Source organism: Mycobacterium sp., assembly GCF_032162105.1.
In the GTDB taxonomy this organism is placed as follows: Bacteria; Actinomycetota; Actinomycetes; order Mycobacteriales; family Mycobacteriaceae; genus Mycobacterium.
This window is the reverse complement of the sequence record NZ_JAVRPS010000449.1, coordinates 15,815-28,214: the sequence shown is the minus strand read 5'-3', so window position 1 is coordinate 28,214 and position 12,400 is coordinate 15,815. Positions and strand designations below refer to the sequence as shown.

General features: G+C 64.6%; 14 protein-coding genes. 4 read left to right on the top strand and 10 right to left on the bottom strand.

Going from position 1 to position 12,400, the window contains the following annotated elements; translation table 11 throughout:
- The 5 genes from QOC69_RS23170 to QOC69_RS23150 all read right to left on the bottom strand — a co-directional run.
- Nucleotides 1-679: MCE family protein (locus QOC69_RS23170; RefSeq protein ID WP_526443984.1), on the bottom strand; the 679-nt coding region annotated here is incomplete at its 3' end.
- 22 nt (nucleotides 680-701) lie between these two features.
- Nucleotides 702-2,051 (bottom strand): MCE family protein, encoded by a 1,350-nt coding sequence (locus QOC69_RS23165; RefSeq protein ID WP_526443982.1) that lies wholly within the window; start codon nucleotides 2,049-2,051, stop codon nucleotides 702-704.
- 4 nt (nucleotides 2,052-2,055) lie between these two features.
- Entirely contained in the window at nucleotides 2,056-2,904 is an 849-nt protein-coding gene (locus QOC69_RS23160; RefSeq protein ID WP_526443980.1) for an MlaE family ABC transporter permease, read from the bottom strand.
- A 31-nt stretch (nucleotides 2,905-2,935) separates the two neighbouring features.
- On the bottom strand, nucleotides 2,936-3,700 hold the full coding sequence (locus QOC69_RS23155) for an MlaE family ABC transporter permease (protein ID WP_526443978.1): 765 nt from the start codon (nucleotides 3,698-3,700) through the stop codon (nucleotides 2,936-2,938).
- A 178-nt stretch (nucleotides 3,701-3,878) separates the two neighbouring features.
- A complete protein-coding gene (locus tag QOC69_RS23150) occupies nucleotides 3,879-5,576 on the bottom strand; it encodes a class I SAM-dependent methyltransferase (RefSeq protein WP_526443976.1) in 1,698 nt (565 codons plus the stop codon).
- A 163-nt stretch (nucleotides 5,577-5,739) separates the two neighbouring features.
- Here QOC69_RS23150 and QOC69_RS23145 point away from each other — a divergent pair, with 163 nt between their 5' ends.
- The 3 genes from QOC69_RS23145 to QOC69_RS23135 are packed head-to-tail and all read left to right on the top strand — an operon-like array spanning nucleotide 5,740 to nucleotide 7,193.
- Nucleotides 5,740-6,093 (top strand): UBP-type zinc finger domain-containing protein, encoded by a 354-nt coding sequence (locus QOC69_RS23145; RefSeq protein WP_184438097.1) that lies wholly within the window; start codon nucleotides 5,740-5,742, stop codon nucleotides 6,091-6,093.
- A 6-nt stretch (nucleotides 6,094-6,099) separates the two neighbouring features.
- On the top strand, nucleotides 6,100-7,044 hold the full coding sequence (locus QOC69_RS23140) for a cation diffusion facilitator family transporter (protein WP_526443973.1): 945 nt from the start codon (nucleotides 6,100-6,102) through the stop codon (nucleotides 7,042-7,044).
- Nucleotides 7,041-7,193, top strand: coding sequence for a hypothetical protein (locus tag QOC69_RS23135; protein WP_526443971.1), 153 nt, complete (start codon nucleotides 7,041-7,043; stop codon nucleotides 7,191-7,193). Before QOC69_RS23140 ends, QOC69_RS23135 begins: the two co-directional genes overlap by 4 nt.
- Here the strand turns inward: QOC69_RS23135 and QOC69_RS23130 are convergent, their stop codons facing one another.
- The 5 genes from QOC69_RS23130 to QOC69_RS23110 form a co-directional block, all read right to left on the bottom strand.
- Nucleotides 7,194-8,783: a phytoene desaturase family protein gene (locus QOC69_RS23130; protein WP_526443969.1), complete on the bottom strand. Its 1,590-nt coding sequence runs from the start codon at nucleotides 8,781-8,783 to the stop codon at nucleotides 7,194-7,196.
- Between the two features lie 48 nt (nucleotides 8,784-8,831).
- Complete coding sequence (locus QOC69_RS23125; RefSeq protein WP_526443967.1) at nucleotides 8,832-9,440, bottom strand: TetR/AcrR family transcriptional regulator; 609 nt, start codon at nucleotides 9,438-9,440, stop codon at nucleotides 8,832-8,834.
- A 19-nt stretch (nucleotides 9,441-9,459) separates the two neighbouring features.
- On the bottom strand, nucleotides 9,460-10,026 hold the full coding sequence (locus QOC69_RS23120; RefSeq protein ID WP_526443965.1) for a TetR/AcrR family transcriptional regulator: 567 nt from the start codon (nucleotides 10,024-10,026) through the stop codon (nucleotides 9,460-9,462).
- 104 nt (nucleotides 10,027-10,130) lie between these two features.
- Nucleotides 10,131-10,814: a sensor domain-containing protein gene (locus tag QOC69_RS23115; protein WP_526443963.1), complete on the bottom strand. Its 684-nt coding sequence runs from the start codon at nucleotides 10,812-10,814 to the stop codon at nucleotides 10,131-10,133.
- A gap of 4 nt (nucleotides 10,815-10,818) precedes the next feature.
- Nucleotides 10,819-11,349 (bottom strand): Rv2240c family protein, encoded by a 531-nt coding sequence (locus tag QOC69_RS23110; protein WP_526443961.1) that lies wholly within the window; start codon nucleotides 11,347-11,349, stop codon nucleotides 10,819-10,821.
- A 357-nt stretch (nucleotides 11,350-11,706) separates the two neighbouring features.
- Here QOC69_RS23110 and QOC69_RS23105 point away from each other — a divergent pair, with 357 nt between their 5' ends.
- Nucleotides 11,707-12,384: an MspA family porin gene (locus QOC69_RS23105; RefSeq protein WP_526443959.1), complete on the top strand. Its 678-nt coding sequence runs from the start codon at nucleotides 11,707-11,709 to the stop codon at nucleotides 12,382-12,384.
- Nucleotides 12,385-12,400 lie beyond the last annotated feature (16 nt).

Sequence of the window (12,400 nt, the reverse complement as noted above, 5' to 3'; positions counted from 1 at the left end):
CCAGTAGGGAGAGCTTGTCCAGGCCGTCTGAGAACTGTTTGTCGCGGGTGCCGAAGGTGTGCAGCACGACGTTCAGGTTGGTGATCACATCGCCGATCAGCTTGTCGCGGTTGGCCAACGTCGTGGTGAGCGCCGACGTCTCGCCGAGCACCGACGAGATGGTGGCTCCCTCGCCCTGGAACACCCTGAGCAATTGGCCGGACAGTGCGTTGACCTGATCGGGATCCAACGCACGGAATAGTGGCCGGAAACCACCGATGAGCGCATCGACGTCGAGGGCAGGAGAGGTACGGGCCAACGGGATAGTGGCGTTCTCCGGCAATCTCCTGGGCGCACCGGGCCCGTCCTCGAGCGCGAGATACCGATCACCGATGAGGTTTTCGTAGCGCACTGACGCTTTGGTGCCCTCGGTCAGCCTCAACCCCTTGTCGATCGCGAAGTCGACGTGGACGGTGCCATCTTTCTCCAATTTGAGGTGACTGACTTTGCCCACTTCGACACCGGCAATACGGACGAAGTTCCCACCCTTGAGTCCTGAAACATTTGAGAACACCGCGCTGTAGGAAGTCCGGGAGCCAAACCGGAACTGCCCGAAGACCGTCACCAGGATGAAGACGAACGCAAGGGACACAACGGTGAACGCCACCACACGCGCGACGGCGCCGGTGTTGGTTCTCATTGCTATTCCTTACTTTTCGCGGTCAGGGCGCCGGAGGCGCGGGCGGGAGCGGCGGTGTCGCGGCCCCCGCATAGTCAGGTGCACCGTACGGCGGTTGTCCGGGATAGGCCGGCGCCAGGCCCGGCGCCGGACCGCCAGGGTAACGAATCAGCGGCGGTTGGGGCGTTCCCTTGGTGGCCGGGAAGTAGTTCACATAGCCGGGGAAACCGATGCCCGAGTTAGGCCGGATGTCCAGGCCGGTGCCGAATCCGGTGTCGGTCACCAGATACTTCACCGGGAAGTTCGCGCTCGCGTCAGGCAGCGAACCACAACTCGGCCTGCCGCCCGGACCACCCTTGGCCTGCACAAGGGGCAAGTTGTCGGGATAGCGGTACGGGTCGTCGCCGAAGAGCAGCCCACCGTCGATCATGAGGGATTTGCCGTTGCCCCCCATGTAGGCCCTGCCGCCGTTCTCCAAGTACCACACCGCGCCCTCGAATGTGCACTTGTAGGTCGGTGAGTACTTGTTCAGCAACTCGAAAGTTGGCGCCACCAGGTTGATCGAGTTGACCAGGTTCTGCTCGTTCCGGCCGATCGTGTTGATCCCGGCATTCGAGAAGCCGATCGCGTCCAGCAGCAGTTCGTTGAGCGCCTTCTTGTTCTTGCTGATCGTTGCGCTGGTTGTCGAGAATGCATCCAGCGTTGACAAAAGGTCTTGCGCCGCAACTGAATAGGCCTCGGTGGTCTTGCCGAACAGCTGCCAGTCCTTGCGGATGGTGACTTGTTTGGGGTTCACGGCAACAAGAAATTGGTTGCCTCCGCTGATCGCCTCTCCTATGCGCTCGCCCTTGCCGCGGAAAGCGTCGGACAACGCCGAGAGCACACCGTTCAGCTTCGCCGGGTCGATCGCGTGAACGATTGACTGCAAGTTCTCGAAGACGGTGTTGACCTCGACGGTCGTGTTGCGGCTATGTAGCACAGCACCTTTGGCCAGCAGACGATGACTGGCGCCCTCTGCGGGAACGATCAGATCGACATACTTGGCGCCGAATGCGGTGCTGGACTTGATCTCCGCCTCGATGTTGCTCGGCAGGTAGCGGAATTCGTTCGGATAAATTTTCAGCTTCAGCTTCGAAAGGTTCGTGCCGGCCGAATCGGCATAAGACTCAACACGGTCTACTTCACCGATCTGGACGCCGCGCAGCTTCACCTTCGCGTCGTCCTCCATGACTAAACCGGCCCGATCGGAAATCACCGTGAGCGGAACTGTCGTCCGCAGCGTTCCCTCAAAAGCCATCGCGGTCAGCGTGCTGATCGCGACGATCACCAGAATGAGTACCGGTGCCCACCAAATTGGATCAATTCCTCGGCGCCGCCGAGTCTCTTGGCTCACCTCATCACCCCGACAAGTGGAAATTGCCGGACTGTCCGTATACCGACAGCGTGATGGTCAACAGAATGAAAACTCCGGCGGTGATCGAGGTGCGCACCGCGCGACCGACCGCCTCGCCCACACCTGCCGGTCCGCCGGTGGCGTGGTAGCCGTAGTACGTGTGAATGGCCATCACCGCGGCCGCCATCGACAGCGCCTCGATGAACGACCAGAGCAGATCGGTGGGATGCAGAAACGATGAGAAGTAGTGGTCGTACACACCGCGGGACTGGCCGTAGACGATCGTCGTGCCAAATCGGGTCGCCAGAAACGACATCAGCACGGCGACGGTGTAGATCGGGATGACCGCGATGACCCCCGCCACGATCCGGGTGGAGGCCAGGTAGGTGACCGCCCGGATACCCATCACCTCCAGCGCGTCGATCTCCTCGTTGATGCGCATGGCGCCGAGCTGAGCCGTCGCGCCGGCACCGATGGTCGCTGCGAGCGCGACGCCTGCGGTCGCCGGTGCGATGAACCGGACGTTGAGAAATGCCCCGAGGAAACCGGTCAGGGCTTCGATCCCGACGTTCGACAGGGTGTTGTAGCCCTGCACGGCGATCAGTGCGCCGGTGGACAGGGTGAGGAAGCCGATGATGACCACCGTGCCGCCGATGACGGCCAGCGCCCCGGTGCCCAGACCCATCGTTGCGATCAACCGCAGCACCTCGGCCGGATAGCGCCGGACGGCGTCGGGGGTCGCGGCGAGCGCATTGCCATAGAAGGCCGTCTGCTCACCAAGCCGGCGGGTCCCGTCGACCAGTCTGTTCAGGGTCTCGCCGCCGGGTGAGGAGTCGTTCACCTCGGCTGTCACGCGCGATCCCGCTTCGCTTCTCGCTCGGACGTCAAGGCGCGACCTTCACACCAAACGCCGTGGCCAGGATGTTGATCAGGAACAGCGCCATGAAGGCGAATACGACCGTTTCGTTGACGGCGTTGCCGACCGCTGTCGGGCCGCCGCCGACGGACAGCCCCTTGTAGCAGGCGATGAGGCCGGCCGACAGACCGAACAGCAGCGCCTTCACCAGCGAGACGACCACCTGCGGCAGGCCAGTCAGCAGTGTCATCCCTGCGACGAAGGCCCCCGGCGTGACGTGTTGGACGTACACCACGAAGAAGTAGCTTCCGAAGAGTCCGACGACCGCGACAACCGAATACAGCATCAGCGCAACGAATGTCGCGGCGATCACCCGCGGCACGACCAGTGCCTGGACGGGATTGACGCCGATGACCTTCATCGCGTCGATCTCCTCGCGAATCGTCCTGGCGCCCAGATCGGCACACATCGCGGTCGACCCCGCGCCTGAGACGACGATCGCGGTAACCACGGGACCCACCTGCGTGACCGATGCCAGCGCCGCACCGGCACCGGACAGGTCGCCGGCGCCCACCTCCAGCAACACGATGTTTAGCGTGAAGACGATGAGCACGGTGTAGGGAATCGAGAGCACGATCGTAGGTACGATCGAAACCCTTGCGACGAACCAGATCTGATCCAGAAGCTCGCGCCACGCAAAGGGTCGGCGAAACATCGCCGCAAAGGTCTCGCCGGCGAGTACGAAGAAATCCCCCATGGCGTTCAGGGGCCTCGCCAGCGCTGACGCATTCACTTCGCGGACGTTAAGCGCGCCGAAATTAGCTGTCAAATGGAGCCTTGCTGTGTATCCGCACGTCAATTACGGAGCGTGCAGGTACCCTCCCCCACGGCGCCTTTCGCTCACATTGATTAGATCTAGCGGATTAAAAGGCTTGCGGGCCCGTTTCGGATCACCTCCGGAATGCGGTCGGCTACGACCGTGCCTTGTCGCGGCGCTGGCGATGAGGCCGCCGCCTGTCGACCGTGTTGGCGCGGGCGCTGACTCTCAGGAGCTTCAACTCGACGAGCCGGCGGGGCATCGCGTCGATCTCCCCGGCCAGTACGTCTCGGACCTCGGTCTCATCGACAAGTTCTTCGTCGTCGCGGTCGATTCTAATCACGTTCTGGCGGACCAGATCCACCATCGCGTCGAGTAGAGCGTCACGAACGTGGCTGCCGTCCAAGAGAGGTATCAGGTGGCGGTCGAGCGGCGACAGCGGCACGGACTCGTGCCAGTGATTGAAGACGAAGGCCTCGCTGTCGTCACGGGTCAGCTCGGCCATTCGCCTAACCGGCTCGTCCAGCCGCACCGGTGTGGACACCGGGCGCGGAAACACCGGATCGAGTCGGTATCGCGCCAGACCTCGCGTGATCAGAACCTCGAGAAGGCCGTCGATGCGAATGTCCAAATCGGCTGGTTCGTCCACGTCGGCGCGAGCAAGCCGCGCCAGGACGGCAGCGCGCAGTTCCTGCCACGACAGAGTCCACGGCCAACGGGCGCTGAGCGCGTCGATGGCCGCCTTGACGGCTGGGTCGTACGCGACGATCGCGGCCGCGCCGTCGGCACCATACTGTTGGTTCGAGTGATCGAGCAGAGTCCGCCCGATGACGGGCCGCAGCTGTGCCGCGACGTGCAGTCGGCGGTTGCGGTTGCGATCGACGGTGCGCGAAATCTGCTCTGCCCGTTCGGCCTTCACCAACAGTGTGTGGCGGTAGCTTCGGTTCACCACGAAGTCCAGATGTTGTTCGACAAGAACGTGGTCTAGGCCGTGGTCCTTGAGCAGATGGTCCTCGTGCAGATGATCGACGACCAACGGTCCGTAGTTGTGGATGAACATGTTCTCGGGCTGCGCCTCGGCGAGGTACTCCAGGCCGTGGGCGCGTGCGCGGTGCACGAAATCGCGGAAGTAACACGGCGCGTTGAACGCCTCCAGCTCTTCGTGCAGTAGGTAGTAGTCACCACTCACGGAGGCCATCGCCCGATGATCGGCGACGGCACGAGCCAGCACGCTGTCCGGCTCAGCGACGTCGTGGAGGAACTCGACCATGCGACGCGCGCGAGCCACCTTCTCTGGCGGGCTGGCCGTGTCGTCGACGTTCAGCAGCATGGCGTCGCGCACGATCTCCTTGGCCTTCCACCCCGGATACGCGTTGTAGCTGATATAGGCGACGCCGGTGGGGGCCAGGAGCGAGCGACAGGCGGTCAGGATCGCATCCTGCACGTCATCCGGCACCCAGCTGTACACGCCGTGGCAGATGATGAAGTCGAACGGCCCAAGGGGTGACAGGTCGACTTGGGCGATGTCACCGTCGAGGAGTTCGACGTTGTCCAGCCCAAGTGCCCGTACCCGCTCGCGTCCCTGGGCGACGTGCACCGGGGAGAGGTCGATCCCCACCGCACTTGCCCGCGGGTGCATCGCGGCGAATGGGATCAAGTTGCCTGCAGCAGCGCAACCGATTTCGAGTACTCGCGCACTGCTGACCTCGGGCGTATCGAGCCCGAAGAGCCACGCGATGGCGGCCAATTGACCCGGAGCCGATCGGGGATGAGCATATGACTCGTAGGGTGCTTCGTCATACGAGGCACGCAACTTGTCGAGTGCGGCCCCGGCCCAGTCGTCGCCGCTCACGAAATCAACGATTCGCGGTCGTCCTTGGCACCAACATCGGCACGAACTGTGCATTTCCCGTGATGCCGAACCGCGCCCATCTGGGATTTCATAGAAGGACCGGCACTCCTTCACCGCACATCCAGCCCTTTCAAACGGAATCGCGCCGGTAGGCTCGACGGTCATGAGCGATGCGATAGACCCGGCGGTGCCGCCGAGCGGGACCGGTTGCGTCGAGTGTGACGACGTCAGCGGATGGTGGGTGCACCTGCGGCGGTGCGCGGCGTGCGGGCACGTCGGGTGTTGTGACGATTCGTTGGCCCGGCACGCCGCCGCGCACTGGCGTGCGACGGGGCATCCAATCATCCGGTCGTTCGAGCCCGGCGAGGACTGGTTCTGGAACTACCAGACCAACGAGTACTACGACGGCCCCGAACTTGCTGAGCCGCAAAACCATCCGGTCGATCAGAGTGTGCCCGGTCCACGCGAGCGTGTGCCCGGCGACTGGATGGCGCAGTTGCAGCATCGCAGTGATTGAGCCGCTGTGGTGAAGACGGGGGGCGACAGTACGTTCACGGTGCTGGTCGCGTTTGGCGCGAATCTGGCGATCGCCGTGGCCAAGACCGCGGCCGCTGGGTTATCCGGCTCGGCGTCGATGAGCGCGGAGGCGGCGCACTCCTGGGCTGACACCGGCAACGAGATCTTCCTTCTCATCGCCAATCGGCGCGGTGGCAGGGCCGCAGACGAACGGCGTCCGCTCGGCTACGGGCGCGAGGCCTACGTGTGGTCACTGCTCGCCGCCGTCGGACTGTTCGTCGTCGGTGCGGCGGTCTCGATCTGGCGCGGTGTCACCGAGCTGATGGATCACGAGGCGGCGGGCGGCGAGGACTACCGTCTGGCCTACCTCGTGCTGGCCGTCGCATTCATTCTGGAAGGCGCGTCCCTGACGCAGGCTGTTCGCCAACTCCGGCGCGAGGCAAACAGATTCGACACCGACCTCTTGGAGTACGCGCTGCAGACGTCGGATCCGACGGTGCGTGCGGTGTTCGCAGAGGACAGCGCTGCGTTGGTCGGCATCGCCATCGCATTCCTCGGCATTCTGCTGCACCAGCTCACCGGCGAGGTGCTGTGGGACGCCATCGGTTCCATCCTGGTCGGGGTCCTGCTGGGCGTGGTGGCGGTCGTCTTGATCGACCGCAACCGCCAGTTCCTCACCGGCGAGCCTGGCTCCCCGAGAATCCACGACGCACTCGTCGCCCGCCTGGCCGAATATCCCGAGGTAGCCGCCGTGCGCTTCCTTCGCGCCGAATTCATCGGACCGAAGCGGCTTTTCGTCATCGCCAGCGTCGACCTGGTGGGCGATAGCGTGGAGTCGTCGGTCGCCAGGACGCTGCGGATGCTCGAGAATCGCCTCGAGGAGCAGCCCTACGTCGCAGAAGCCGTGCTGACGGTTTCCGAACCGGACGAACCGGGTACACCAGCGCAGTGACCAGCCCAGACCCCAAGACGAGCCAATCCGACGCCGGCCCTGACGGCGCCGAGGACGTGCAGAGCGATCCGGCCAAGGGCGCCGACGAGAAGTCCGACTGGTCGGACGAGGGCGGCGCCACCGAGACCGGTCCCGCCGAGGCGAACTAGTTACTGCGCGTCGGCCAGCGCCTGCTGGGCGGCGTTGTACCCGGGGATGAACGTGATGCCGGGACCGCCGTGACAACCCGCACTCGCGAGGTAGAGCCCATCGATCGGAATCGGTTGGTCGACATAGCCCTTCGGGCCGGGGCGGTTGACCCCCATCTGGTCGGGATGGATCAGCCCGTGGCAGTAGTCGCCACCGGGCGCGCCGAACATGGTGCCCATGTGTTTGGGGGTGAAGGTGGTGTGCCGGATGATCAGGCTCTCGAAATTCGGCGCCAGTCGGGTGAGCTTCTCGATGACGCGTCGCCCCATCTCGACCTTCATGTCGCCGTAGTTGGGCGGAGACTCCGCTTCACCCCAATTGCTCCTCGCGTCCGCAACGGGAAACCACAGCGAGAACGCCGACGCCGCGTGCTTGCCAGTGGGCGCCAAGCCGGGATCGTTGACCGACGGGATCTGCAGTGCGATGGACGGGTCGGCAGGCACGACACCGTGCCTGCAGTCCTCCCATTGCCGTTGCAGCTCTTCTGGAGTGCTGAAGATCCCGATGTTCGACTGCATGGCGGGATCGTTGAGTAGTTCGTACGGCGCGGCGAACTGCGGGATGCCGTCGAGGGCGAAGTGCATCTGCAGATAGCTTCCACGATGGTCGATTCGGGAGAACCGCTCGCGGACGTCGTCCGGAACCGCGGTTGGCGCGACCAACTTGTTGAGCGTCAGGTCCGGCGCGACCGCGGAGATGATGACGGGCGCGGTCAGTGTCGTGCCGTCCTCGAGGCGGACACCGCTGACGCGGCCGTCGCCGACCTGGATCTCCTCGACCTTGGACCGCAGTCTCAGCTCGCCGCCGTTCGAGGTGAACACCTCGCAGAGGTGCGAGGTGAGTGCACCGATTCCGCCTCTCAACTTCTTGACGAGCAACGCATTCTCGTCGGGGACGGCGAATCCGTAGGCCAATGCCGCGGCGGTGCCGGGAGTCGCAGGCCCACGGTAGGTGGTGTTGACTGCCAACAGCGAGAGCATGCCCCTCAGCGCACCGTGCTTTTCCTTGTCCGGCAGGTAGCGGTCGAGCACATCGGTGACCGACCCGAACAACAGGTCGGTGATCGTAGAGCGTTCGAATTCGTTTGTGGCGCAGTCGTACATCTCGTCGAGTGACTTCGGGGCCTGGCCGGCCTCGAATCGCCCCAGTGCCCGGGTCGGCGCCTGACACCAGGCCATCAGACCCACCATCCCGTTGACGGCCTCCGCACCGTGCACCTCGTTGATGTGCGTCATCAGCTTCATCGGGTCGGTGTAGTAGACGAGGGGTTCGTCGCCGACGCCGCGCAGCGACACCGACATCACGTCGAGGTCGACCGTGGGTAGTTCGTCGAGGCCGAGCGCGCGGCTCACCACCGCCGACGTCGGAATCTGGACCGATCCGGCGATCTCGAACTTGAAGCCGTCGAACAACTCCACCGTCGAGGCCATCCCGCCCGCATAGAGCTTGGAGTCCAGGCACAGCGTGCGTAGCCCGGCGCGCTGAAGCAGGGTGGCTGCGGTCAGTCCGTTGTGGCCCGCACCGATGACAATCGCGTCGAAGTCCGTCATGGACTGAGGCTGGCACGCACCCCATGTTTTGTCAATAATGACAAAACATCAGCTCCGGTCGGTCTCCAACCCATTGGCGACCGAGTCCAGCGCCGTGCGGCACAGGCGTGCGAGTTCGGGCAGCGACCGGTCGGGATCAAGCATCCACACCTCCATCGCGCCGAACACCGCCGCGGCGATGCACCGCGCCGTCACGGTGATCCGCAACCGCTCGTCGGTGCCCGGCGCAGGGGGCTCGTTACGCGTCAGGTACTCCTCGACCGCCTCGGCGAAGTCCGCCTCGACCTGCCTGATGTGCCGCACGATCCGCCCGGGATCGAGTTCCTGGGCGCGCAATTCGGCGATCCTCGACACGGCGTCGACGTCATAGGGGGCCGACATCACCGCCGCATGCACGGACTCGATCAGCGATTCCTCCCCGGACTGGTTGGCCAACGCGGCGCGGAACCACTCCACACCCGCGTCGTAGTCGGCGAACAGCAGATCCTGCTTGGAGGCGAAGTGCCGATAGAAAGTGCGCAGCGACACCCCGGCGTCGGCGGCGATCTGGTCGGCCGACGTGTCCTCGACGCCCTGCGCGAGGAACCGGACCAACGCCGCTTGGCGCAGCGCCTCCCGAGTTCGCTCGCTGCGCGCCGTCTGCGCAGGTCGGACCATCTGGGTAAGGTACCGGACGTCAGTGCCGCGGATCGACGAGGGCGATGGCGGCCGCGACCGCCTCCTCGGTGATGTCGCTCATCTGCCCGCCGTCCTCGACGGTGATCGCGGTCAGTTCGCGAAGGCCGCCGAGCAGCATGATGATTCGCTGCCGCGACACTGGTGCGGCGGCGCGGAACCCCTCCGAGTGGGTCAGAGCCTGCACCATCGTGATGAAGTTGTCCATCGCGTCGCGCTGCAGCAGGCGGGCCGTCATGGCGAGCGCGGGGACGTCGCGAATCCAGCTCAGCATCAGGGCCGGACGGGATTCGACGGACGCGATCCAGGCTTCGATGGCCTGCCGCACCTGGGCGTCCCACGGCGCTCCCGGATCCACGGCGGCGGTGATCTGCCTGACCTGTTCGGCGTTGGCCTCGGTCAACAATGCGACGAAGCAGTCGTCCTTGCTGGTGAAGTGTTCGTAGAAGGTTCGACGTGACGTCCTGGCGCGCCGCACGACGTCGGCGATCGTCGTCTTCGGATAGCCGTCCTCGGCGATCGACTCCTCGAGCGCGTCGAACAGACGTTGCCGAAAGCTTGCATTCACTGGGTTGGGATCGTACCGGGGCAGTCGTGACGGCTACCCGCCGATGCCGATACCGCCATCGAGGCGGAACCGGCTGTCCTCGTGGTTCGGGCACGACACGAGCGCTATCCCGGCAGTTTCGCCTCGATCTTGTCGGCGATCTGAGCGGCCTCCGTGAGCGTCGCCTGCTGTTGCGGCTTGCAGGCCTGGATATCGAGGATCAGGTTGGCCGCGACGGCGAGAAAACGTTGGCACGACCGCGTCTGGTCACCACTGCCCCGGGTGAAGGGCATCGACAACTCGGTGTCGGTTCTGGTCAGGTCGCCGCTCAGCCACGCGGGCAAGGGCTGGTCGTTGAGCCTGATGTTCACGTGGTGGTTGGTGCATTTCGACCATCGGTCGACCGACTGCGTGAAGAAGTCGCGCGCCCCGTCGGCCGTCCGGTAGGAGACGACGGACTGCACGACGAGCGCGTCCCACTGGTCGTTGTCCGGTTGTCGAAACAGCTGTTGGCGCACCGACTTCCAGTGGGTCGGGTCGTATACCGGAGCCTCGTTGACCTGCCAGACCCCCAGGCAGTTGAGATTGGGGAGCATGTTGCGGTGATCACCCATCTGGGTGACCACCGGATGTGGTGCCATCGCCGTCGTCCCCATGATGGCGTTGACGTCGGCGGCACTGAGCAGCAGCCCGTCGAGCGCGGAGTCCGGAACCGCCTTCGGCGACTGCGATGCCCCGGTGGCCGCCCCTGCCCCACATCCGGCCAACGCAAGACTGAGCGCGAGTACCCCGATGACACGCCGCTTCACGGTGCTAGGCGTGCGTGCCCGCAGTCGCGCACGCCTCCTGAACCTGTTCGGCGTTGTTGTTCATCGAGGTCGCGGTGTTGTTCAGGCTGTCGCCTGGGATGCGCAATCCCATCTTGACCAGCAGTGCCGTTGCCCCCAACGACCAACTGCGCATCGGACCCGCGATCTCGGGCTGCAGTCCGGGCACGTTCGACGCATCCATCGCGGTACCAGCGGCCTGGCGCAACGCCGTACGGCCGACCTCGTTGCTGCTCTGGACCGCCGGGTCCGAGTAGTCGGAACCCTCGAAGGAGTCAGCGAAGCTGCCGTAGTAGTTCGAGGCGCCGTCGAGCACCTGGCCGAATGCCTGGCACGCCGCCACCGCGGGTGCAGTCGCGTCATCCGATTGCGGGGCAACGGCTACCTGAATCGGTCCGGGGCTCCCAGGGTCGACGGCATCGTCGTCCGCCCACGCCGTGGGCAGGACCGCGAACCCAATGCCGAGCGCGATCATCGATGCGGCAGACGCTCGCAGGCATGTGTGGAATGAAGTCAAGATGTCCTCCGTGGTAGTCGGTTTCGCAGGGTCGGCCTGTATCCAGTGCACCCACGTCGACAAGCCCCGTCTGGTCTCGAAGGCGGTACAGCCACCTACGGTCGATTGGTCAGGTGTCCAGATTGTGAACAGGCCGCCAACGGCTGACTTCCAATGGCCATCCATTGGCTTTCATCGCGATTGCAGCTCGATGTGAACTGACTGAGAAAGCTCGTCCGAGACGCTCATTCGATGGGAACGGGGCGCGAATTGTTTGGCGTCCGTTCATCGTTTGGCAACTCGACCATTAGATGCTCCGACGCGACAGATTCGTTGGATCCACTCGGATTCCGACCCACGAGAGGCGCCCTTACAACCATGTTGAACCGTTTCGCCATGTTGGCAACTGTTTGCGTCGCACTCCCCGTCGTAGCCGCGCCCCTCGCAATGGCCGACCCGCCCCCACCGGACCCCGCGGTGGTGCCTGTGAACGCCACCAATCCGTTGCCGCCAGAGGGTGCCGTCCCGTCGGGCCCTCCCGGAGTTCTGGACACCCCAGACGGCTGGCACCTCGAGGTTGGCGGTGCCAACGAGACGCAGCTGCCGGTCGCGCCGTTGACCACCGCAATCTCGTCGCGTGAGTACCTCATCGCGGGCACCTTCACCGGCAAGATCACCGGTGGCGGCAAGACCAAGCTGACCGGCGGAACGATGGAAGCCGGCGAGCAGATCGGCTGCGGCATCATCTCCGACGAGACGGAAATCAACCCCGGTGCGAACATCACTCCGGGGCTCAGTGCGATCGGCCTGCCGAGCGTCAGCGCCGGCATCAGCTTGCAGGGCAAGGTCTACCTCAAGCCCGGCACCGTGACCACCGTCGCGATCGACAAGAAGTCGTTCAAGGGCACCAGCACCCGCATCACCATCACCGGTGTCCGCGTGAAGACCGACCAGTGCGCCGGCCAGTCGTTCATCCGCTCGTACGCGACGCTGACCGCCTCGACCGACAACACCGACGACGTCATCACCTACCTCGGCGTCACCAAGTCCGTCTAACCCAGCCGACATCGAA

Bases quoted from the DNA above. Each gene is read 5' to 3' on its own strand.
- QOC69_RS23145 (WP_184438097.1), top strand. From the start codon at position 5,740: ATGAGCGATGCGATAGACCCGGCGGTGCCGCCGAGCGGGACCGGTTGC.
- QOC69_RS23125 (WP_526443967.1), bottom strand. From the start codon at position 9,440: ATGGTCCGACCTGCGCAGACGGCGCGCAGCGAGCGAACTCGGGAGGCG.
- QOC69_RS23105 (WP_526443959.1), top strand. From the start codon at position 11,707: ATGTTGAACCGTTTCGCCATGTTGGCAACTGTTTGCGTCGCACTCCCC.
- QOC69_RS23130 (WP_526443969.1), bottom strand. From the start codon at position 8,783: ATGACGGACTTCGACGCGATTGTCATCGGTGCGGGCCACAACGGACTG.